General features: G+C 36.7%; 21 protein-coding genes. 13 read left to right on the top strand and 8 right to left on the bottom strand.

Translation table 11 applies throughout. The features are described from left to right. Window positions 1-42 precede the first annotated feature (42 nt). The 3 genes from hpf (at window position 43) to nudC (ending at window position 2093) form a co-directional block, all read left to right on the top strand. Window positions 43-399 (top strand): ribosome hibernation-promoting factor, HPF/YfiA family, encoded by a 357-nt coding sequence (gene hpf / locus H4J50_RS14245; RefSeq protein WP_108456697.1) that lies wholly within the window; start codon window positions 43-45, stop codon window positions 397-399. A gap of 153 nt (window positions 400-552) precedes the next feature. After that, window positions 553-966 (top strand): alternative ribosome rescue aminoacyl-tRNA hydrolase ArfB, encoded by a 414-nt coding sequence (arfB, locus tag H4J50_RS14240; RefSeq protein WP_182257106.1) that lies wholly within the window; start codon window positions 553-555, stop codon window positions 964-966. Between the two features lie 116 nt (window positions 967-1082). Further along, on the top strand, window positions 1083-2093 hold the full coding sequence (nudC, locus tag H4J50_RS14235; protein ID WP_182257105.1) for an NAD(+) diphosphatase: 1011 nt from the start codon (window positions 1083-1085) through the stop codon (window positions 2091-2093). A 130-nt stretch (window positions 2094-2223) separates the two neighbouring features. On the opposite strand, the gene H4J50_RS14230 is transcribed toward nudC, so the two are convergent. From H4J50_RS14230 to H4J50_RS14220, 3 genes are all read right to left on the bottom strand, one after another. After that, window positions 2224-3006 (bottom strand): peptidylprolyl isomerase, encoded by a 783-nt coding sequence (locus H4J50_RS14230; protein WP_182257104.1) that lies wholly within the window; start codon window positions 3004-3006, stop codon window positions 2224-2226. Between the two features lie 213 nt (window positions 3007-3219). Then, on the bottom strand, window positions 3220-3885 hold the full coding sequence (gene lepB / locus H4J50_RS14225; RefSeq protein WP_182257103.1) for a signal peptidase I: 666 nt from the start codon (window positions 3883-3885) through the stop codon (window positions 3220-3222). A gap of 214 nt (window positions 3886-4099) precedes the next feature. Beyond that, the gene (locus H4J50_RS14220) at window positions 4100-4645 is read right to left on the bottom strand and encodes a hypothetical protein (RefSeq protein WP_108457838.1); all 546 of its coding nucleotides are present in this window, start codon (window positions 4643-4645) and stop codon (window positions 4100-4102) included. Window positions 4646-4903: 258 nt separating this feature from the next. Here H4J50_RS14220 and H4J50_RS14215 point away from each other — a divergent pair, with 258 nt between their 5' ends. From H4J50_RS14215 to H4J50_RS14190, 6 genes are all read left to right on the top strand, one after another. Continuing rightward, window positions 4904-5419 (top strand): RNA methyltransferase, encoded by a 516-nt coding sequence (locus tag H4J50_RS14215; protein ID WP_108456692.1) that lies wholly within the window; start codon window positions 4904-4906, stop codon window positions 5417-5419. A 255-nt stretch (window positions 5420-5674) separates the two neighbouring features. Next, window positions 5675-5884, top strand: a complete 210-nt coding sequence (locus tag H4J50_RS14210; protein ID WP_077287100.1) for a cold-shock protein — start codon at window positions 5675-5677, stop codon at window positions 5882-5884. A 101-nt stretch (window positions 5885-5985) separates the two neighbouring features. Continuing rightward, window positions 5986-7158, top strand: coding sequence for a cell division protein ZapE (zapE, locus tag H4J50_RS14205; RefSeq protein WP_108456691.1), 1173 nt, complete (start codon window positions 5986-5988; stop codon window positions 7156-7158). A gap of 208 nt (window positions 7159-7366) precedes the next feature. Then, entirely contained in the window at window positions 7367-8170 is an 804-nt protein-coding gene (locus tag H4J50_RS14200; protein ID WP_108456690.1) for a DUF2884 family protein, read from the top strand. Window positions 8171-8351: 181 nt separating this feature from the next. Further along, window positions 8352-9122: a tRNA-uridine aminocarboxypropyltransferase gene (locus H4J50_RS14195; RefSeq protein ID WP_182257102.1), complete on the top strand. Its 771-nt coding sequence runs from the start codon at window positions 8352-8354 to the stop codon at window positions 9120-9122. A gap of 100 nt (window positions 9123-9222) precedes the next feature. Further along, window positions 9223-9660 carry a DUF3010 family protein gene (locus tag H4J50_RS14190; RefSeq protein WP_108456688.1) on the top strand — a complete coding sequence of 146 codons (438 nt, stop codon included), beginning with the start codon at window positions 9223-9225 and terminating at the stop codon, window positions 9658-9660. A gap of 81 nt (window positions 9661-9741) precedes the next feature. Here H4J50_RS14190 and H4J50_RS14185 read toward each other — a convergent pair whose 3' ends face one another. Then, window positions 9742-11889 (bottom strand): M3 family metallopeptidase, encoded by a 2148-nt coding sequence (locus H4J50_RS14185; protein ID WP_182257101.1) that lies wholly within the window; start codon window positions 11887-11889, stop codon window positions 9742-9744. A 329-nt stretch (window positions 11890-12218) separates the two neighbouring features. Between H4J50_RS14185 and H4J50_RS14180 the strand changes: the two genes are divergently transcribed. After that, entirely contained in the window at window positions 12219-13373 is a 1155-nt protein-coding gene (locus H4J50_RS14180) for a lipopolysaccharide assembly protein LapB (RefSeq protein ID WP_182257100.1), read from the top strand. Window positions 13374-13443: 70 nt separating this feature from the next. Here H4J50_RS14180 and H4J50_RS14175 read toward each other — a convergent pair whose 3' ends face one another. The 4 genes from H4J50_RS14175 to rpsT all read right to left on the bottom strand — a co-directional run bounded on the left by H4J50_RS14175 (window position 13444) and on the right by rpsT (window position 17918). Then, window positions 13444-13968: a TlpA disulfide reductase family protein gene (locus H4J50_RS14175; RefSeq protein WP_259366256.1), complete on the bottom strand. Its 525-nt coding sequence runs from the start codon at window positions 13966-13968 to the stop codon at window positions 13444-13446. Window positions 13969-14079: 111 nt separating this feature from the next. Then, window positions 14080-15681, bottom strand: coding sequence for a GMC family oxidoreductase (locus H4J50_RS14170; protein ID WP_182257099.1), 1602 nt, complete (start codon window positions 15679-15681; stop codon window positions 14080-14082). Window positions 15682-15855: 174 nt separating this feature from the next. After that, the gene (locus tag H4J50_RS14165; RefSeq protein ID WP_182257098.1) at window positions 15856-17514 is read right to left on the bottom strand and encodes a dipeptidyl-peptidase 3 family protein; all 1659 of its coding nucleotides are present in this window, start codon (window positions 17512-17514) and stop codon (window positions 15856-15858) included. A 143-nt stretch (window positions 17515-17657) separates the two neighbouring features. Next, entirely contained in the window at window positions 17658-17918 is a 261-nt protein-coding gene (rpsT, locus tag H4J50_RS14160; protein ID WP_108456683.1) for a 30S ribosomal protein S20, read from the bottom strand. A 479-nt stretch (window positions 17919-18397) separates the two neighbouring features. Between rpsT and murJ the strand changes: the two genes are divergently transcribed. From murJ to H4J50_RS14145, 3 genes are all read left to right on the top strand, one after another. Then, on the top strand, window positions 18398-19975 hold the full coding sequence (gene murJ, locus H4J50_RS14155) for a murein biosynthesis integral membrane protein MurJ (protein WP_108456682.1): 1578 nt from the start codon (window positions 18398-18400) through the stop codon (window positions 19973-19975). Window positions 19976-20113: 138 nt separating this feature from the next. Next, window positions 20114-21061 carry a bifunctional riboflavin kinase/FAD synthetase gene (gene ribF / locus H4J50_RS14150; protein WP_182257097.1) on the top strand — a complete coding sequence of 316 codons (948 nt, stop codon included), beginning with the start codon at window positions 20114-20116 and terminating at the stop codon, window positions 21059-21061. Window positions 21062-21165: 104 nt separating this feature from the next. Continuing rightward, window positions 21166-22113 (top strand): class I tRNA ligase family protein (locus tag H4J50_RS14145; protein ID WP_182257096.1); only part of this gene is annotated, 948 nt, incomplete at its 3' end.

Genomic DNA, 22113 nt, shown 5'->3' with positions numbered 1-22113 from the left:
ACCCAAGTATTATTAATGAGTAGATAATAAAAAGGAACAAATATGAAAATAAATCTTTCGGGTCACCATGTTGACGTTTCAGATTCAATTAAAGAACATATCAATGAAAAGTTTTCAAAAATAGAGACACACTTCCCAACCTTAATTTCACTCGATGTAATTTTATCGCACGAACATAACCAACATAATGTAGAACTGCGAACAACCTATGAAGGTGGTCGAATTTCCGCTTCATCAAGCGATAGTGTTATGTATCCAGCTATTGCGGCAGCAGCGAAAAAATTAGATGCCGCATTAAAACACCGTAAAGGTTTGTTAAAAGCTAACCTACATAGTAAGCCCGTAAGCACAGCACCAGAAATTGCTCATGAAAAAGTTCAAGAAATGAGTCTAAATTAACCAATAAAGAACGTTAATTTATTTTAGGAGGCACCCGCCTCCTTTATTATGCTTACAAATTCAATGATTACCGGACTAAGCGGCTATTGAGTTTGGCATCATCATAAAATACCTTTAATATGTGCACTATCAAAATAGAATTTTAGGGGTTATATGCTAGAAATTTCCAACAATGCCACTATTGCTGATTGGGAAATTGAACTTACCGGGATAAGAGCTACTGGCAACGGTGGTCAAAGAGTCAATAAGGTTGAAACAGCAATCCACTTACGTTTTGATATTAAGCGTTCTTCACTCCCTGCCATTTACAAAGCTAGATTGTTAAAACTTTCAGACAGTCGCGTATCGAGTGACGGCATTATCATCATTAAAGCACAGTCTTTTAGAACGCAATCGATGAATAAAGACGATGCATTAAAGCGGTTAAAAGAATTAATTAGCACGGCCATGATAGTGAAAAAAGCTAGGCGGCCTACCAAGCCAACTAAAGGCTCTAACCTCAGACGTTTAGACTCTAAAAAGAAGGCTAGTTCGAATAAACTATTGCGTGCAAAAATTGATCACTAAGTGTTTTTATTAACTTATATCAACACACTTTTTATAAAATTAAGCCTTGCTGGCAAGCTTTAATCACCTTTATATGAAATATCCTGTAATTAAATAATAAAAATTAGGAAAGTAATATGGGAACTGAATTAACGTTTTGTCGGATGCCACTTGACCGCGCATCAACGTTAAGAAAAAATCAACAATGGTTAGATGAAAAGTTAAACGCCAATGACAGCCGTTTCTATTTTTATTGGCGTGGAAAATATCTGTATCTTGATGAGAAAATTTTTGTATTTAACAGAGAAGGTTCGATTGATAAACTATTGAATGTGTTAAATACTTCAGAATTCAATAAAATAATAACGGAAAACGCGCTAACTTTTTTAGGTACTGATAACAATGTAGCTATATTCGTTTGTGACCTATCATTAATGCATGATGTTGATTTAAAGAAGTGGTTGGAAAAACTTGATTTAATTAACATGAAATTCATTGATTTTAGGAATTCGTTGTCATTACTAAATCAGCAACAAGGCGCTATATTAAGTTATGCAAAAGCGCTAATACATTGGCAGAGAAGTGCGAATTTTTGTGGCTCTTGTGGTGGAAAAACGAAGGCTATGGATGGTGGCCATCGAATGGTTTGTACAAACGATAGTTGTCAAAAAGAACATTTTCCGCGCACTGATCCTGTGGTTATTATGCTTGTTGAATATCAACCTAAATCTGGCCCTGCCGTTTGTTTATTAGCTGAACATCACAGAATTCCAGATAAAGTTTTTTCAACACTTGCTGGCTTTGTAGATCCAGGTGAGTCTTTGCAAGAAGCCGTTATAAGAGAAGTTTACGAAGAGGCGGGTGTTGATGTTGCTTCTGTTAGCTTTATTGATTCACAACCTTGGCCATTTCCCAACTCTTTAATGATAGGCTTTTTTGCTCAAGCACAGGGAATGGATTTATGTCTAGAGGAAGAAGAGCTGCGCAGTGCAAGTTGGTTTACTGCTCAACAGTTATTAGACTTTAATGAGTGGGGAGATGAAGGTGATGCACCTAAGCTACCAAGGAAAGAGTCTATATCGCGATTATTAATTGATTTATGGTGTGAGAAGCAATTGAGTGTTACTGCTGATGTAATCGGTAAATAAAGAAGAGGGCTAGTAGCGTGTTTACATTACTACTAACCCTAAATTTTTCGATATTTTACTATCAATATTTTACTATAGATAATAAAATATAAAGATAAGCTTTAACTTTTAAAACCTGTCATTAAATCCGCTATTTAAAACGTCTTCTTAATGTTAGTAAACTGGCAAACAGTAAACTAAACCAAGCAAATGAACCACCGCCACTGCTTGAGTTTGTTGGTTCAGTTACTACTGGAGGGGTGGTTGGTGGAGTTAATGAAGTGTTCTCTACAGCGGCTAGGCTGTCGGCGGTATTAACGGTAGCATCGAATATAGTTACTGTTTCGATAGTTACAAAGTTTTCAACACCCGGAACAAAACTACTATCAGAACACTGTGCAGTATTATAATCAGGCATAGGAATATCACTGCAAAGAAATAAGTCAGCCATATTATCGATATTATCCATACCTTCAATAATTTCACCGAAAACAGTAAAACCACCATTTTGCGTATCTAATGATGCCGCGCCACCGCTATTATCAGATAAGTTAACAAACCACTGACTTGTTGCGCTATTTTCGTCGTTAGCAACTTTAGCCATAGCGATAGTGCCACGAACATTAGAGTAGACAGGCTCGTTTATCACGGCACTGTTTGTTGCTATAGGGTTAAGCGGAAAATCGCCAGTAAACTCAAAACCACCGGCTTGCATTACAAACTCAGGTACTAAACGATGAACAACAGTGTTGTTGTAGTCTCCGTCATTAATATATTTTAAAAAATTGGCAACCGTTTCAGGTGTTGTTTCATCATGAAGATTAACCTTGAAGTTACCTTGTGATGTTGTAAATTCAACAACGGTAGCAAAGCTTGAGGCGCTAGAAAAAATAAGTGCTGCTATTGATGTTTTTGAAAATGTTGAGAGGTTCATAAAGTAATTACTTATTGTTTGTCAGGTCAGAAGTTAATGAATAGTAATGGGCTTTAAAGAAAACAACAAGCTTATATATGTTAACTTTTATTGTTCGTCACTCTATTGCTTAAACAAGTTGATGCGTGGGAGTTTCGCTATAATATTTGAAGTTTATTATAGCGAAATCATACTTAAGAGGAGCCCTTCATTGAAGTACTAAATAGCGTTGAATTAAATCGATTTAAAAAATCTACTTGAGCGAGGTAGGAAGTAATTATCATAATTTAATGAAAAAACGACCGTATTTGATCTACCTATAATCTCGTCTCTTGGTACTAGACCTATTACACGTGAATCAGCGCTGTTGTCTCGATTATCACCCATCACTAGGTAATAACCATCAGGAATCGTTAGTGGTTTAAAGCTGGCATGTTTATTACTGTTTTCTTGCCCCAGCTTTACCTGAGTTCTTATTAAATGATTATTACCGGCAATATTTTCTTGGCTTATGGCAAAGCCAGAATGTTCAGACTTAAGTTTGTAATTCGCCGGGTGTTGGTTAATAAATAATTGGTTTTTATGCATTGATACTGTATCGCCAGGAACACCAATAACACGTTTAACAAGGCGCTTATCTGCCACTTTTGATTCGAAAATAATAATATCATTAGCTATGGGGTCAGCAAGTTTAAACAGTGAATGTTGGCTAAATGGTAATCTTAAATCATAAGCCATTTTATTAACTAAAATACGGTCGCCTTCAACAATGGTTGGTTTCATTGAGCCTGTTGGAACGTCATTCCAGTCGGCTACTGCACTGCGAAATACTAGCATTAAGCTTACAAATAGTATTAATGATGTGTTCTCTTTAAATACTCGATATATACTTTTTTTCATGCTTTTTTTCATAACAAGCCTCTGAAGTGATAGGTGAAATTAATAAATATTATTAATATTTTCTTAATAATAAAAAAATAACGACTTGGCTTTTGACCGAGTCGTTATTTTAAAGTTCCTAAAATGAGGCTGTGCAAGGACTGTTAAATGTAATTGTTTATGTCAGTCTGCAAAGTGTAATTGCCTGCTTTAAGTTAGGGTTTATTTATTAACACTATTCGTCACTGTATCCCCAAGGCGCAGGTGGTGGTGTTACAGGTGCGGTTAGATCAAAGTCAACGCGAAACTCTCGCCCTTGTCGAATCAGTCTATAAGTAAATTTATCAGGGTAGATATACATCTGCCAAGTATTGCCTGCTGATTGCGGAATCCCGGTACTAACAAATAATTGTTTTGAGTATTCATCAGCGGGAAATGATTGTGCTTGATCCCAGCCTGCATCTGTTGTGTGACCGCCATACATAGTACTTTCATCATGACTACCATCACGATGACGATGATCATGCTTTAATGATAAACCTGAACCTGTTTTGGTGATAATCCAAGTTCGCGAGGCATCGTCACCAACATGAAAAGGTATTTCGAGTTTATCTTCTGAGCATTTTCGAACGTGCATGATTAAATCTTTGTTAGCAAAACTATCACCGCTCGCGTTATCAATAGTTACTTGGCCTTGATAGGCTTTATCACAGTGAGCCTTAATACTATTAAAAAAACTATCATGGGTTTCTATCGAGACTAACGGTGCTTCAGTTGCCATAGCAACATTAACAAAGGAGATGATACTAGTGGAAAATATGAGTGCTAATATGTTTGTTTTAGTTTTCATTTTATAAACCTAAATTGATTAATCTTTAAAGCTTGCTTACCAAATGCTATCAGATAACTTATATAGATAGTTGAAAAATTTTAAAAGCTATAATGTTGACTTCAAATTTTTAAAAATTCCCTTGTAGTATTAACGTCGGCAGCGCAAAATTGCGAAAAATTATGCTGCAAAATATAAAGTGAAGGATAGATGAAATTAAAGACTGAACAGGTTGTTATTGGTTTAACTGACCCGAAAAGCCCGACCAATGTTGGTGCGGTAATGCGTGCTGCTGGATGCTATCAAGCAGATGAAGTGCGTTACACCGGTGTTAGATATGCCCGCGCAGCAAAATTTCATACCGATACAAAAGATGCATTAAAAAATATTCCATTAAATGCTGTTGATTCATTAATTCATGATATACCTTCAGATTTACGGATTGTTTGTGTTGATTTAGTGGAAGGAGCGATACCGTTACCTGAGTTTGAACACCCAGAAAAGGCACTCTACATTTTTGGCCCTGAAGATGGCACCATAGCTCAGGAGGTTATTAACGTTGCTGACGCTGTAGTGTATGTGCCAACAATAGGCTGTATGAACTTAGCCGCGAGCGTTAATGTTTTACTTTATGACCGTTTAGCAAAGTCGAAGCATTTAGTGGCTAATGACGATCTAATTAAACGCAGTCGAGACACTAATAATACGGTTTTCGTGAAAACCTAATAAGTTGTAGTTAGAAGATTTAATCATCTATTTAAAATATTATTTATCAGTATTTGATACTTTTATTCTAAACAGGTTGACTATTGCTAGAAACTAGATACAATACGTCCAGCTAGAAAGTAAGACCTATATTTATGTACAAAGTTTCGCAGTTATATTAGTAAGTAGCTCGTCCTGTTTAATAAGTAATAGCAACACTCTCTGCAACATCGCCTTATTTTTGAGGCATCAATTACGAATAAATAGGATAATAAAATGTCTAATACAACTACTGGTACAGTAAAATGGTTTAACGAGTCTAAAGGCTTTGGTTTCATCGAGCAAGAGTCTGGTCCAGACGTTTTCGCACATTTCTCTGCAATCTCTGGCGACGGTTTTAAAACTCTTGCTGAAGGCCAAAAAGTACAGTTTACTGTTACTCAAGGTCAAAAAGGTCCTCAAGCTGAGAACATCGTAGCACTTTAATTAATATTTCTTAGCTGGTTATACTAGCTAAAATATTAACAGTGTTAAAAAGAGGGGAGACATTAGTCTGCCCTTTTTTGTGTCTGTAAATAAATAAAACTATGTCAGTGCTTGAGCAATACCAGCAACTAATAAAACACAAAAAGCTTACACCCGATACCGAGCAGTATAAAGCAGCCGTTGCTTTAGATAACCTTTCAAAAAAATTAACACACCCACCAAAAAAAATATCAGTAATTACCACAGTAAAAAATTTATTTACCAAGTGTGAACCTATTCAAGGCATCTACTTTCATGGTCGTGTAGGTCGCGGAAAAACCATGTTAATGGATTTATTTTATCAGCAACTTAGCATAACTCGTAAAAGGCGTATTCATTTCCATCATTTTATGGAAAGTGTTCATCAGCTTTTAAGCGAACATAGTGGTAAAGATAATCCATTGGCAGTTATTGCAAATATTTGGACTACTGAGGTTGATGTACTCTGCTTTGATGAATTTTTTGTCAATGATATTGGTGATGCTATGTTATTAGCGGGTTTACTTAGTGCCATGTTATCAAACGGTATTACTTTAGTGGTAACGTCAAACTGTCCACCAGAGCAGCTCTATAAAAATGGCTTACAACGTGAACGTTTTTTGCCGACAATTGATATTATTAATCACTACTGTCAGGTTATATCAATCGACGGACCTGATGATCATCGATTATTAAAAACAGATATCAATAACTTTATATATCGAGATTTTAATATAGGGGGTGACACTGAAAGTCACTTTTTAACAAATCATTTTAAAGCGTTAGTCGTAGGTAACGTTCGTTATAATGATAATATTTTTATTAATAATAGGGCTATAGCCTTTAGGGCGAGCAGTGATAATACTATTTGGTTTGATTTCATGGCGCTGTGTTCAAGCCCTCGAAGCCAAAGAGACTATATCAAGCTAGCAGATCGTTTTACCAATGTACTTATCAGTAATGTGCCACAATTTAGTGGCGAATTAATCCCTGCTGTATTTTCTGGTGTTGAAGATGGTTATCAACGAAGTGGTGTAGTAATGGGGCAATTAAGAGGCTTGGATGATGAGGCTCGTCGTTTTATCGCGCTTGTCGATGAATTTTATGACCGAGGTGTTCGCTTAATTGTTACTGCAGATGTTGATATTGCTGAACTTTATCAAGGTACACAACTTAATTTTGAATTCGCCCGCTGTCGCTCACGCCTTTTTGAAATGCAACGATTAAGTTATATAAATACCACCTCTTACTCCTAAAATGTTAGTTGTTAAATTAACCATAAAGTTAATAATCTCGCCAAGTTATCGTTTAATCTATTTATCTTTAAATTAATATGTTTTTCTTACTTGTTGATATTAAAGGTATTTTAATCTTGGCATCAGACTTGTAAATAAACTGGTTAACTGGCGGTTTTTATTTCATTCAAGCCGCTATTGAAACGTTTAATTATAAAGGAAGATTAAGATGAAAACATTGATTGCAACAGCACTAATGATGGCAAGTACTTTAACTTATGCGCACGATAATTCTTTTTCGAGTGAAGCATGTAATGTTGACTTAAATGGTGGCATTAATATCAGTGATACAGAAATCGTATTTTCTAAAAATAAATCGTCACTTTATACCATTGCAAACAATGATACATTGCTGATCAAAGGTAAGGAAGTTACGTTAACATCTCATCAAAAATCATTGCTACGTGACTATTCAAGCCATATTCGTGATGTTGTACCTGAAGTCAAAAGCATCGCCTTAGACGCTATAGATTTAGCCATTGACGGCGTTAATCTCGCTTTTAACGAATTATTAGGCGAAGGCAATAACGTCAGTTCTGATCTCACTACACAATTAATCAGTATTCGTGGCGAAGTTAACGCTGAATTTAATAACCAAAATAGTTTCTATATTGATGAAGAGGGCTTTTCAGGGAAAGATTTTTTTGGTGATGATTTTGAGCAAAGAATTGAATCTGCGGTAGAAAGTACGATCAAAAACTCTTTAGGGACTTTAATGATTGCAGTGGGCCAAGAAATACTGTTTTCAGGTGGAGATATGGACGCCTTTGAAACTAAAATGGATAATTTTGGTGAACTCATTGGCAACGAAATGGAAACTCGAAGTGAGAGCATAGAAAAACGAGGTGAAGCGCTATGTCAGTCGATCATTGTGATTGATGAAATGGAAGAGCAATTAAGAAATAGTATTAATGAAATTGCTGATTATGATTTTATTACCGCGAGTATAAAAACAAGCCATAATGAGATCTAAACTATTGTTTATCATTACTTAACCATTTTTAGTTTTACATTGTGTTAAACATAGATACCGCATAAATATTAGATGGATACAAAACAGTTAAAGCGTAACCGGGTTTAGGTTACGCTTTTTTATTGCCAATAAAGTAGGTGCACGTTAAAGTAGCGCCCTCAATAGCCCTGATATATATTTTATGCACGCTGTACAGCAACTCCACCAATATCGTAAAAGCTTAAGCACAACTACCTATAAGTCGAGAGGTCAGCGCGTTATTCGCTGTGAACTGTGCCGTTTAGCAAAGCCTTTTTGTATTTGCGCTTTAGCACCAAAGGTTAGCTCACAAGCCGGATTTTTGATGTTGATGTACGATACTGAAGTATTAAAACCGAGTAATACCGGAAAGTTAATCGCAGATTTGATACCAGACAGCTTTGCCTTTCTTTGGTCAAGAACCCAAGTAAACCCCGATATTATTAGTTTATTAAATGATCCTATGTGGCAACCTATGGTCGTTTTTCCAAAAGCTTATGCGGGTGAAGAACGTGAAATTTTCGATAATGAAATTACAGTCACATCAGGAAAACGACCGTTATTTATTATGCTGGATGGTAGTTGGCGAGAAGCTAAAAAAATGTTTCGACGCAGTCCTTATTTACAAAACTTACCTGTGGTGTCATTTACCCCAAAAACGCCGGAGGACTCGACAGAGCTTAGCTCACGTTATCAAATTCGTTTGGCGGCTAATAATACAGAATTAGCGACAGCTGAAGTCGCTGCACAGGTTTTATCTCTAGCAGGAGAGCAAACTAATGCTGATTTACTCGATCTTTGGTTTGATGTTTTTAGTTATCAATATCAACGCGGTGTTTGCCAAATAAATAAAGCTAATCCAAATGCCGTGGCAGATTACACAGCGTTTGCCAAACTTAATGGCATCACTTTGGCTAAAGATATAGCGAACTAAAGTAGTTTATTCTAAAAGCTTAATTTTAAATGCATGAAAACACTGCAGCTAAAGCAAAACTATTTTATAATAATGCACATTATTGAAACGAGGTTAATTTATGAAAATATGTGGTGTTGAATTAAAAGGTAACGATGCAATTATTTGTATCATGTCGCGGGAAAGTGGGTTGTACGACATACCAAAAACGCGCGTACAAAAAATTAGTCTTGTTGATGCTGGTGATGCAGAGCAAGTACAATACTTTCAGTTTGCTTTTGCCAAACTGATGGAAGATTATAAAGTTGATAAAGTGGTTATTAGAGGCCGAGCTTTAAAAGGCAAGTTTTCGGGTGGTCCAGTTGGCTTTAAATTAGAAGCAGCCATTCAATTGATAAAAGATTTACCTGTAGAAATATTAGCGGGTACTTTTATCAAAAAAGCATTAACACGCAGCCAAGTAGATATCGACTTTCGTGATACAGGTTTAAAGCAATATCAAGAAAGTGCGTTTGAAACAGTATTTGCTTTTTTTGAAGGCAGTATGTATTTACAATAAATATAAATGTTATAAACAGTTAATAAAAAGGGTCGCTATTTAGCGACCCTTTTTTCGTTTAGTTAACAGTTAAATTTTATCTTATTTACTTGTTAAACCTCGACGTTCTAGTAAAGGCTCTACTTTTGGATCTTGGCCTCTGAATCGACGATACATAATAGTTGGATCGTCAGTACCACCACTTTCCAATACATGTTTACGGTATAACTCAGCAGTTTTTTGATCGAATATGCCATTTTCTTTAAAGGCTAACCAAGTATCAGCATCATAGATGTTTGACCAAATATAACCGTAATATCCAGCTGAATAACCACCAGAAAATATGTGAGAGTAATAACCTGTTTTATATCTAGGCGCGATTTGTTCAATCAGGCCAATTTCTTTTAATACCTTTTGCTCAAAAGCATTAGCATCTTGTAGCTCAGCTGTTTCTAATGAGTGCCAGCTCATATCAAGTAATGCAGCTGATAAGTACTCAGTGGTGCCAAAACCTTGATTGAACTTGCCAGAAGCTTGAATTTTTTCAACCAATGCTTGAGGAATAACTTCACCTGTTTGATAGTGTTTAGCAAAGTTTGCTAATACTTCAGGCTCAGTCATCCAGTTTTCCATAACTTGAGAAGGGTATTCAACATAGTCTCTAGGCAATGCAGTGCCCGTTTGTGAGCGATAATAGCCATCTGATAATAAACCTTGAATCGCATGACCAAATTCATGGAATAAGGTTGATGCTTGATCAAAGGTTAGTAACGTAGGTTTGTCGCCAACAGGACGAGGATAGTTTAAGACATTATAAATAATAGGCGTAACATCTTCACCGTTCATACGATATTGCTTACGGAAGCTGCTCATCCAAGCACCGCCACGTTTGCTTTCACGAACGTAGTGATCTGTCATAAATACACCAATGTAACTTTCGTCACGGTCGTACACTTCGAATGTACGAACTTCTGGATGATATTTAGGTAAGTCGTCGCGCTCTTTAAAAGTAACACCCCAAAGTTTTTCTGCGGTAAAGAAAACACCTTGTAGAGTCGCTTCTAGTGAAAAATAAGGTTTGGTTTCTGACGCGTCAATATCAAAGCGTTCTTTACGAATTTTTTCAGAGTAATACCACCAATCCCATGCAGCTACTTTGAAGTTGCCACCTTGTGCATCAATCATTTTTTGAATATCAGCCGTTTCTTCTTTTGCACGCTCAAGAGCAGCAGGCCATACTTTATTCAATAATTCGAAAACATTTTCTGGTGTTTTTGCCGTGGCATTTTCAAGCACAAAGTGTGCGTGAGTTTTATAGCCTAACAACTGTGCTTTTTGAAAACGAAGGCTCGCCATCTCGCTGGCAATAGCTTGGTTGTTATTGGCATTGTCGTTATTACCACGCATGGTATAACCTTTATAGATGGTTTCACGCAGTTTACGGTTGCTTGAGTAGGTTAAAAATGGATTTTTACTTGGGCGATGCGTGGTGAATACCCATTTACCTTCATGTCCGCGAGCTGTTGCTGTTTCACTTGCCGCCGCAATAATATCAGCAGGTAAACCAGCTAAATCAGCTTTGTTGTCAATGACCATTTCAAAGCCGTTAGTTTCCGCAAGCAGGTTCTCTCCAAACTTTAAACTTAAACCACTAAGCTTTTCATTTAAATCACGCAGTGTGAGCTTGTCAGCATTGTTTAGGTTAGCACCACCTCTAACGAAGCTCTTATAGGTTTTTTCTAATAAAAGTTTTTGTTCTGTACGTAAATTGAATTTATCTTGATTGTTATAAACGTCTTTTACGCGCATGAATAGTGCGTCGTTAAGTGCAATGTCATCACCTAAAGCAGAAAGCTTTGGTGATATCTCTTTTGCAATAGCGCGCATTTCATCGTCTGACATTGAGCCTATTAGGCCATAAAAAGTGTTACTGACTTTATTTAAAAAATCACCTGACTTTTCCATTGCTACAATAGTATTTTCAAAAGTAGGGCGTGATTTCACTCTTGTTATTGCATCTACTTCTAGTTTATTTTGTGCAATGCCATGATAAAAAGCAGGTAAGTAGTGACTTTTTTTGATTTTATCAAATGGAGGAATACCATGAGGTGTATCATATTCAGAAAAAAATGGATTGCTTGCAGTTATGTCTACTTGTTCTACTTCAACAACGTTAGAAGTATCTATGTTTTGTTGGCAACCGGCTAAAGCGATAGCAATTGCCAATGGCGCTAGATAACGAATTTTCATTAAATGACCTTTATTAGTTTATGCCCAAGGGCTGATAAGGTTAATTCAAGGTGATAACTCACCAAGAAGTTGCACTGATTCTATGTTGCACAAGTGTTATGTACAAGAGCATGACTTAAAAATTCGATGAGTGGCTCGGTATGGGCGTTAAAACTCTGTCATATATAATATAAAACCGTTTTTAAATGACATTTAATTCATTGTATATTTCAGCGGTTAAAAATCACTCGACAAAATGTAGTTTAATTTGTAATATTAATTACGATGACTTTCGTATAGTGAGTGGAATAATCATATCAAACGCTATATTTGTGCATAAGGATTTGAAAATGAATTATATAAAATGGTTTTTAACTTTTGCTATCGTATTATCCTTAGGTTGCTCGAGTGTTAAGGATAATAAAGTAAAACAAGCAAGGGTTAGCTTAAATAGTGATCTATTCTCACTGAATAACTTAGCACTCTCTGAAGATAGCTTATATGCACTTACTGAACGTCAGCAACAAACCTTTTTAAAGTTTCATCAACAAAAAGTTGCTCAAGGTTATTTGCCACATGAAAGTGTAAGGCTATTCTTAGAAAATAAATTATCTCAATTTACCTATTATGGGCAAACTTATACTGCCAGTGAAGCTATGGCTAAAAATAGCGGTAACTGTATGAGCCTAGCAATATTAACCACTGCATTTTCTAGATTGGCTGGTGTTGAAATAGACTATCGAAAAATGAACTCACTACCCATTTATGAAAAGCACGGTAATGTGCTTTTGTCTTCAAGCCATGTCCAATCTTTACTATACGATCCTAGCTTTATCGCAGAAGAAGATTACTATTACATTTACCGTCCTGCTATTGTGATCGACTATTTTCCACAAGAAAGTAATATTCGTTCAAAAACTGTTAATTCAAATGAGTTTTTAGCCATGTATTACATAAATAAAGGGGCTGAATTTTATATTCAAAAAGACTTCGATAACGCATTTATTTATGCCGAGCATGCTTACATGTTGGATGAGAGTAATGTCTCATCAATAAATTTACTTGCTTTGTTACATAAGAAAAAAGGTGATATTGAAAGTGCAGAACGTTTGTATTTAGCCGCGATGGCAAGTGATGATGTCAATATTAGTGTGTTAGATAATTATGTTACTTTATTGAAACAGCAGGGTAGGTCAAAAGACGCTAAAGAGGTTAAATCTCAAATAGAAAATATTTACGATCCTAATCCATATCACTGGTTAGAAAAAGCTCAGTTTGCAAACTATAACAAAGACTATAGCGATGCAGAGCGATATTACCGTAAAGTGATAAAGCTAGCGCCTTATGTCAAACAAGCGTATTTTGAACTGCACGAAGTTTATCTAGTACAAGGTAAGGTACAATATGCAATTTCAACCTTAGAAGCATCATTACCTTGGTTACATGAGCCGAAACAAAAACGAAAATATAAAAAGCAATTATATCAGCTCACTGTCGCTATTTAGCTTGCAATAAGGGGGCAGACATACAACCTGTTACCCTTATTACGTTTCCATCCAAAACTCATATCACTTGTTATTCATCGAGTTTTTTAACTATCTCTTTAACAGCCAGTTCAAGTCGCGGGTCGGTGATATCAGAGCTGGTATATTTGAATATCACTTGATTATTCTTATTGATAAAGTAGGTTGTAGGTGTGCCTCTTACGCCATAAAGCTTTGCAACTTCATCACCATTAACGGCGGTTGGAAATTTATAGCCACGAGCAGCTAATTCATCTTGAGGAAGCGTCCCTTCGTCTTCATTAAAACTAATAGCTACAAGTTTAACGCCTTGTTGTTGATGCTTTTTCTCAAGTTCGACCAACTTAGGTTGAAGCACCTTACAGTAAGGACACCAAGTCGCCCAAAAATGAAGTATTGTTGCTTGCCCTTCAAATTGCGCTGAAGAAATACGCTCTCCTGATTGAGTTTTAAGATCCCAAGCTGGCGCTTGTGGGGCAACAGGAGTTTCCTCTGCACTGGCACTTATCGAAAGTAAGCTCAATACTATAAAAGTGCCAGGGATTATTTTTTTACATAAGGTTTTTAGATAAATCAATTGCGTTGCTCAGTAAATTAAATATTGTCTATATAAATTGACCTTGCAAAGTCGATTATGGTTTCAAAAAATTTATTATATTTTAATCTCTTCTTTGTACTTTATTTTATTTTAGCTTCGTTCAGCTAAAATCATATCTGCTGCTTTAGCTGCAATCATCATCGTTGGTGCGTTGGTATTGCCGCTAATAAGTGTTGGCATTATTGAAGCATCGACAACCCTTAATTGCTTAATGCCATGAACCTTTAATTGCTCGTCGACTACTGATAATTCATCTTGGCCCATTTTGCATGTGCCAACAGGGTGGTAGATGGTATTACACTTTTCTTTGAGAAACTGATGGATTTCTTGCTCTGAATTACAGTTTTCATCTGGAAAAATAAAATTAACATGAGTGGATGATAACGGGGGCGTAGATAATATCTTTTTAGCAATTCTAACCCCTTTGATCATGGTATCAATATCATCTTGATGGTCTAGCATATTCAATTGAATACGCGGATGTTGTGTTATTTTATTGCTGTTAAGCGTTACTGTGCCACGACTTTTTGGTCTAAGTAAACAAACATGTAAAGATATACCATAGGTACAAAGTAACTTATGATTTCTGCCGTGGTCGTCCATTGCAGCAGGTACAAAATGCAATTGTAAATCAGGTTCAGTGACAGTGGGATCTGATTTTATAAAACCACCAGTTTCAGCAATCACTGTGGTTAATAAGCCTTCGCGTTTTGTAATGAACTTCCAGGCTTCTTTTGCCCCCCACCAGATCGCTTTTGGTCGGTAGGCCAATAACTCAGTTCTTTTATGCTGTGCTACGTTAAGCACATCAACATGATCCTGTAAATTTTTTCCTACACCCTCTAATGAGTGTACAACTTCAATGTTATGTTTTTCTAATTCAGCTTTTGGCCCGATACCTGAAAGCATCAATAATTGGGGGGAATTTATTGTCCCCGCACTAACAATGACTTCGTGTTTAGCGATTAATTGCTTAACTTTGCCCTGATGTTTATAGATTACTCCCGTGGCAATGTTGTTATTAACGATCACTTTGTCAACTTGGGTTTGCGTAATAACGGTTAAGTTACTGCGGTGCAAATTAGGCGTTAAAAAGGCTTTTGCAGCACTATGTCTTAATCCCTCTTTTTGAGTAACTTGATAATAGCCAACACCTTCTTGCGATGGTCCATTGAAATCGATATTTTCAGGGTAGCCGGCTGCCACTGCAGATTGAATGAAATCTTCATTAATCGCGGGTTTAGAGACTGAGTCAGCAACATTTAAAGCGCCGCCGACACCATGAAAATCGTCAGCACCACGCTCTTGGTTTTCAAGGGCTTTAAAGTAGGGCAGAACATCGTTAAAGCTCCAACCTGTGTTACCTAAGCTTTGCCAATGATCATAATCTTGTTGTTGCCCTCTGACATAAAGCATAGCGTTGATTGAGCTACTGCCACCCAAGGTTTTACCACGCGGGGTGAAAATTTCTCTATTATTTAACGTTTTTTCTTGGTGGGAGTTAAATTGCCAATTTAGGGTATGACTTTGCAATAGCGCTATAATACCTATAGGTAAGTGGATTAACCAATTTTTATCAGCTTTACCGGCTTCTAACAGGCAAACACTGTGTTCACCACTTGCAGATAATTTATCAGCTAAAACACAACCAGCCGAACCAGCCCCAATGATTATAAAATCAAACGTTTCCAAACTACCACCTACATCAGCTTAAGCTAATTAATTATTATGAGTAACACATCAGACCACTATGATATAAAATAATTATATATTCAAGTAGCGTTATATTCACTCAAAAAAAAGGCTGAACGTCTATTCAGCCTTTTTAAGAAATGATGTAAAGCACTCAATAGTAGTAACGAGAAGCTATTTTAATCCAAGGACCTTTTTACCTTGTTTAAAAGTAATATCAACAGGGATTTTTGCTGTTTCTAAACTCGCTAAATCAGTGGCTAAACCGGCGTTGATAACGCCACTCTTTGCGACCAATTTATCAACCCCTTGATAATCTCCGTTACCTTGTAACATTAAAATTAATTCAGAGAGTGAGTCAATCGCAGCGGTCATCTTCTCTACATTCACACGATATAAACCTTGTTCATTGCGGGTGAATGCTTCATGTTCTGCAAAGTAGTTAAATCGAACCATATTAGCTTTACCATGAGCTGAACTTGCGCCAAAACGTACTGAGCGAAATATGCCGGTTAAGAAGGTCGTGTAGTAATCTTCAAGTGTGCCTTCGGTAATAACATTTTTCGCTAGCAATTGACGGATCATATAAAGACCTAATATATCAGCTTTGCCTTCTTCTAAAGCTGAAGCATGCTCTTTTAATGATTGGCGAACGCTGCCTTTGTTATTAATGGTGTTTTTAATACCGAGTCCGTGTGCGACTTCATGGAACATAGTATTGGCAAAAAAGGCCGTGAATGTTACATTCTTACGTTGCTCGGGTACGATCAATGTTTCGGCAATAGGGCTCATTATAGCGTCAAACTTTGCTCGCATAGCATTCTTTAATTGTAAGCGTCGAGTCCCCTTTTCTAATTGAACCTGTTCGTCATTAGGCAGGTTTATAGCGATTGTTTTACCACCAGCATTAGCATGACCCGCGTAATAAATAACATCATAAGCATTTAGGTCAGCATCTGAACCAGGCACTTCGGCTTTATATTTTTTGCTAACGGGTAAGCCACGTTGTAGCTCAGGCAAATACTCAGCGTATTTTGCAAGTTTTTCACTCCATGACATATCTTTGATCAGTACATATGATTCAAACGCTGCGCGATAACCAAAAAGCTGATCTTCATAAGTCTCAATCGGACCTATAACAATATCAATTGGGTTGCTTTTCATGTCCATCCAAGCAAAATCTGATGCTTGAAAGTCGTCATTACGAATCGCTTTAGCGCGCATATTTAGATAGTTAGCAAGTTCTTTATTATCTGCGAAAGTAGCTGCTTTTTCTAAAATGACGGCAATACGGTTAATTTCATCACTGTAGGCTTCTGAAAAAGCAATGGTACTTAATTCACCATTTTTATTTCTGAGTACTAATGAATACAAGCCATTTTTATCTTCGAATGTGGCTTTTTCAAATTCTGCTTTGCTCATGTCGCTAGGGTAAAATTTAGCTCCAGGGCTTTTAGCTTTTATATTACTTAAAAAAGCTTGGTCGCCATTTAAGCGATCCCAAGGTCCATAATTAATACGAGCAAACTCTCTTACTTTTTCATCACTTATTGATGCTAAAAAGCTGTTTTTATCTTGTCCGAATGCTTGTTGCCAAAATAAACCATCAATAATGTCTGAAGCTTCAATCAGCAAAGACAGCATTTTTTTCTGATTACTGGATAGGTGCGATAGGTCAGCTGTCAAAGTAACGGTTTTATATATATCTAAGCGATCTTGATATTGAGGTAAAAGGTTAACAGTAGCCGATGTTGTTACTTCGGTGTTGTTGCCACCGCAAGCGGTTATTGTGCCAGCGATGAGTAGCATTGAAGCTATTTTTGAAAGTTTCATGTAAAGTTCTCTTTATAAATACCGGCTAGAGATTAACAAAATCTTTGATAAGCGCAAGTTTCAAGAGAAATTAAATACTATGGTTGAGGATTTTTAGACATAAAAAAACCGGCATAAGCCGGTTTTTTAATTCTTTATAAAAATTAAAGCGCTTTAATAGCAGCGTTTAAACGGCTCTTACTACGAGCGGCTTTATTTTTATGAATAAGACCTTTGCTTGCATAACGATCTAAAATCGGTGCAGCAGCAGCAAATTCTGTAGATGCTTTTTCTTTGTCACCGGCTTCGATAGCAGAAATTACTTTTTTAAGTAAAGTACGCATCATTGAGCGACGGCTTGCATTGTGTTGACGGCGCTTTTCAGATTGTATTGCGCGCTTCTTAGCAGACTTTGAGTTAGCCAAGGTGAACTCCTAAAATTGAATAAATATTGCCTAAATTTAAGGCGACGAAATATGCCTGTTTTTAACTGGTTTGTCAAATAATTTACTGCTTTAATTTGACCGTTCGGATAATTACCCGTTTGTATAAATAAAACCAATGGCGCATTCTAAAGTTTTTAGTTAAAAGTTGGAAGTGTTGTTGTACTTTGATTTAAACATTTTTTTAATTATTTTTAATTTTTATATGCATTTTATTAATAAAACTCCTGCTAAGCCTTATTTGGTGGGAGGTCATGTTATTTATGACACAATAATTGTTAGGGTATTAAAGTATTGTCTATCAATTTGTAAAAGCCTCATAATAGGGGAATATCAGCTACTGGGCGGCAATTTACGGTTTTCTCGATTACACAATCTTGATATTAGCTGATTAATTAGGCGTTCCTATATCAAAAATATATCAAATAAAAAAATTAAAAAATAATGTTGAGGTTATCTGTTTGAGTAAAAAATTAATTAAGTCGGGACTTATTGTTAGTGCAATGACATTAATTTCTCGTGTTCTTGGCTTAGTACGAGATATTGTTATTGCCAATATTATGGGAGCGTCTGCATCGGCTGATGTGTTCTTTTTTGCGAATAAAATACCTAATTTTTTCCGTCGACTTTTTGCCGAAGGCGCTTTTGCTCAAGCCTTTGTTCCGGTATTAAGCGAATATCACACGCTTGATGAGGAACACACCACTAACGAAACTCGAAAACTTATTGCTCAAGTGTCAGGAACCTTAGGTGTTATTATCACACTGGTGACTTTATTTGGGATGATAGCTTCGCCGTTAATAGTGGCTTTATTTGGCTTTGGTTGGTTTTTAGATTGGCTAAATGATGGTCCCGCAAGTGATAAATTTGATCTAGCCAGTGTCTTACTAAAAATTACCTTTCCTTATTTGTGGTTCGTTAGTTTTACTGCACTTTCAGGGGCAATATTAAACACCTATGGCCGTTTTGCTGTATCAGCATTTACGCCTGTATTATTAAACGTAGGTATTATTGCCTGTGCTATTTACCTAGCACCTAACATGGAAAATCCTGCTTTCGCACTTGCTTGGGGGGTGTTTTTAGGTGGTTTTATTCAATTTGCATTTCAATTACCTTTTCTCTATCGCGCAGGTGCTTTGGTTAAACCTACTTGGTCATGGCACTCTCCTGGCGTAACAAAAATACGTAAGTTAATTCTTCCTGCTCTGTTTGGTGTATCGGTAACACAAATTAATTTACTCCTAGATACTATTATCGCCAGTATGTTGATTACTGGCTCTATCAGTTGGTTATATTACGCGGATCGCTTATTAGAATTTCCTTTGGGTTTATTTGGTATTGGTATTGCGACTGTTATACTGCCCAGTTTAGCTAAACTGCATACAAAAAAAGACACGCAAGAATTTAGCGATACGGTAGATTGGGGACTAAGAATTGTCTCACTATTTGGCTGGCCGGCTCTGGCGGGGTTAATGGTGTTAGCACAACCCATTATTATGGTGTTGTTTATGCGTGGTGAGTTTACACAGTTTGAAGTTCTACAAGTGTCATACGCCTTGTTCGCTTATCTTTCTGGCCTGTTAAGTTTTATGTTCATTAAAGTGCTAGCGCCAGGTTATTACGCCCGCCAAGATACTAAAACACCCGTTAAGATAGCTATTAAGGCTATGGTGGCCAATATGGCCTTTAATTTAATGCTAGCACCGTTTTTTGGTTATGTAGGCTTAGCGATAGCGACCACGTTATCAGCCACACTCAATGCTATGATGCTTTATCACGGTTTAAAATCGGCTAATGTTTTTCAACTTTCAGGTAAAACTTGGTGGTTTATTTCTCGGCTGATCTTTTCAGCAGGGGTAATGGCGTTGATTGTAAATTATTTGTCACCTGAGTTTGATATTTGGCTTTCATATGGTTTCGTTAAGCAAGTTACACAACTTTTGATCTGCATTACTAGTGGTGTAGTGAGTTATGTCATTTGTTTAATATTATTGGGTGTGAGACTTTCAGATATTAAAGTGGCACAAAAAAACAGCTAATTAGCTTAATTTTTATCGTAAAATAAGTGCGGCTAAAGGCTGATTCTTATGACGGACTAATATATAATTCAGCGGTTTTTATTCTTTAATGATTTCGCGAGTAGTAAAGCGCTATGAGCAGTAAGGTTTTTTAATTTCATGCAATTAACACGTGGCATTCATAATATGCGTATTAGTGACGATAATAATCGTCAGGGTTGCGTGTTAACGATCGGTAATTTTGACGGCGTACATTTAGGTCATAAACAAGTCATTTTAGCGTTAGTTGCTAAAGCAAAAGAATTAAATTGTGAAGCAGCTGTGTTGGTATTTGAACCACAGCCACAAGAGCTTTTTTCTCCAGAAACCGCACCGGCAAGATTATGTCGATTACGCGATAAATATGTCTTATTAAAAAACTTAGGTATTGATAGATTAATTTGTATCAATTTTAACAAGAAATTTGCTAGTCTAACCGCCGAGACTTTTATTGAAGAGTTGTTAGTCAAACGCTTAGCTATTAAACACTTGATCGTTGGAGATGACTTTCATTTTGGTCAATATCGCCAAGGTGATTTCTCTATGCTTAAAGCCGCAGGCGAAAAGTTTGCTTTTTCAGTATCAGATACAGCAAGTCATAAGCTAGCAGGTTGCCGAGTTAGTAGTACAGCCATTAGGCAGTTGCTAGAAAATGATGACTTAAGCGGTGCGCAAACCATGTTAGGGCGTCCATACTCTATTATTGGAAAAGTATTTCATGGCGATAAACGTGGCCGTGAAATGGGCTTTCCAACCGCTAATATAAAATTAAAACGCCGTGTATCGCCTGTTTCAGGGGTTTATGTGGTACAAGTAAAAAGCCTATTTGGTGAGCATTATGGTGTTGCCAATATAGGTTCAAGACCGACAGTTGCCGGAATTAGGCAGCAATTAGAAGTACATATATTTAATTTTGATAACAATTTGTATGGTGCAATCATCGAAGTGGTTATGTTGAAAAAACTACGTAGTGAACAAAAATTTAGTTCGCTGCCTGCATTGATTGAACAAATTGGCATTGATACAGAACAAGCTCGCACTTTTGTGCAACATTTAGCGACAACTTAACACAACTATTTCAGAACGATAAACTAGTGATATGTTAAGTACCAGAATATAACACCACACTGAGCCAAGCTTTAGTGAGACTATGACAACGGATATTTATTTTAATGAGTGATTACAAGCAAACCCTAAATTTGCCCGCTACTTCTTTTGCAATGAAAGGTAACATGGCGAACCGTGAACCTAACATGCTAAAAGAATGGGCTGAAAAAGACTTATATGGTCAAATTCGCGCTGCTAAAAAAGGCAAAAAGTCATTTATATTGCATGACGGACCACCTTATGCCAATGGTGATATTCATTTAGGTCACTCTGTTAATAAAATTTTAAAAGACATTATAGTTAAGTCAAAAACTTTATCAGATTACAATGCGCCATACGTTCCAGGTTGGGATTGTCATGGTTTACCGATTGAATTAATGGTTGAGAAAAAAGTTGGTAAACCCGGCCATAAAGTATCAGCGAGTGTTTTTCGTGAGAAGTGTCGCGAATATGCTGCTAAGCAAGTCAGTGCACAGCGTGAAGATTTCAAACGTTTAGGTGTTTTTGCTGATTGGAATAATCCGTATCGTACGATGGATTTTGATACCGAAGCCAACATTATACGTTCATTAGGTAAAATTGCTGAAAATGGCCATTTACACCAAGGGTTCAAACCTGTGCATTGGTGTACAGATTGTGGTTCTTCTTTAGCTGAAGCTGAAGTTGAGTATCAAGATAAACAATCACCAGCGATTGATGTAAAATTTACTGTTGTTGATCAAAGCGTTGCTGACAAATTTAATCACCCAGAAGATCATCCAGGTGAAGGTTTAGTCTCCGTTGTTATCTGGACAACAACTCCATGGACCTTGCCTGCTAACCGCGCAGTTTCAGTTAATGCAGAGGTAGAATACACCTTAGTACAATGTGATACCGAGCAAGGGAAAGAGCGCTTTATCTTAGCCTCTGATCTAGTGACTTCATGTATGGATCGTTTTGGTATCAGTAAATACCATGCATTAGGTTTTTGTAAAGGTAGCGATTTAGATTTAGTGCAACTTAAACATCCATTT

The organism is Colwellia sp. 6M3, assembly GCF_014077595.1.
Taxonomy (GTDB): Bacteria; Pseudomonadota; Gammaproteobacteria; order Enterobacterales; family Alteromonadaceae; genus Cognaticolwellia.
Note: the sequence above shows the minus strand (reverse complement) of the source record. Positions and strands in the feature narration are given on the sequence as shown.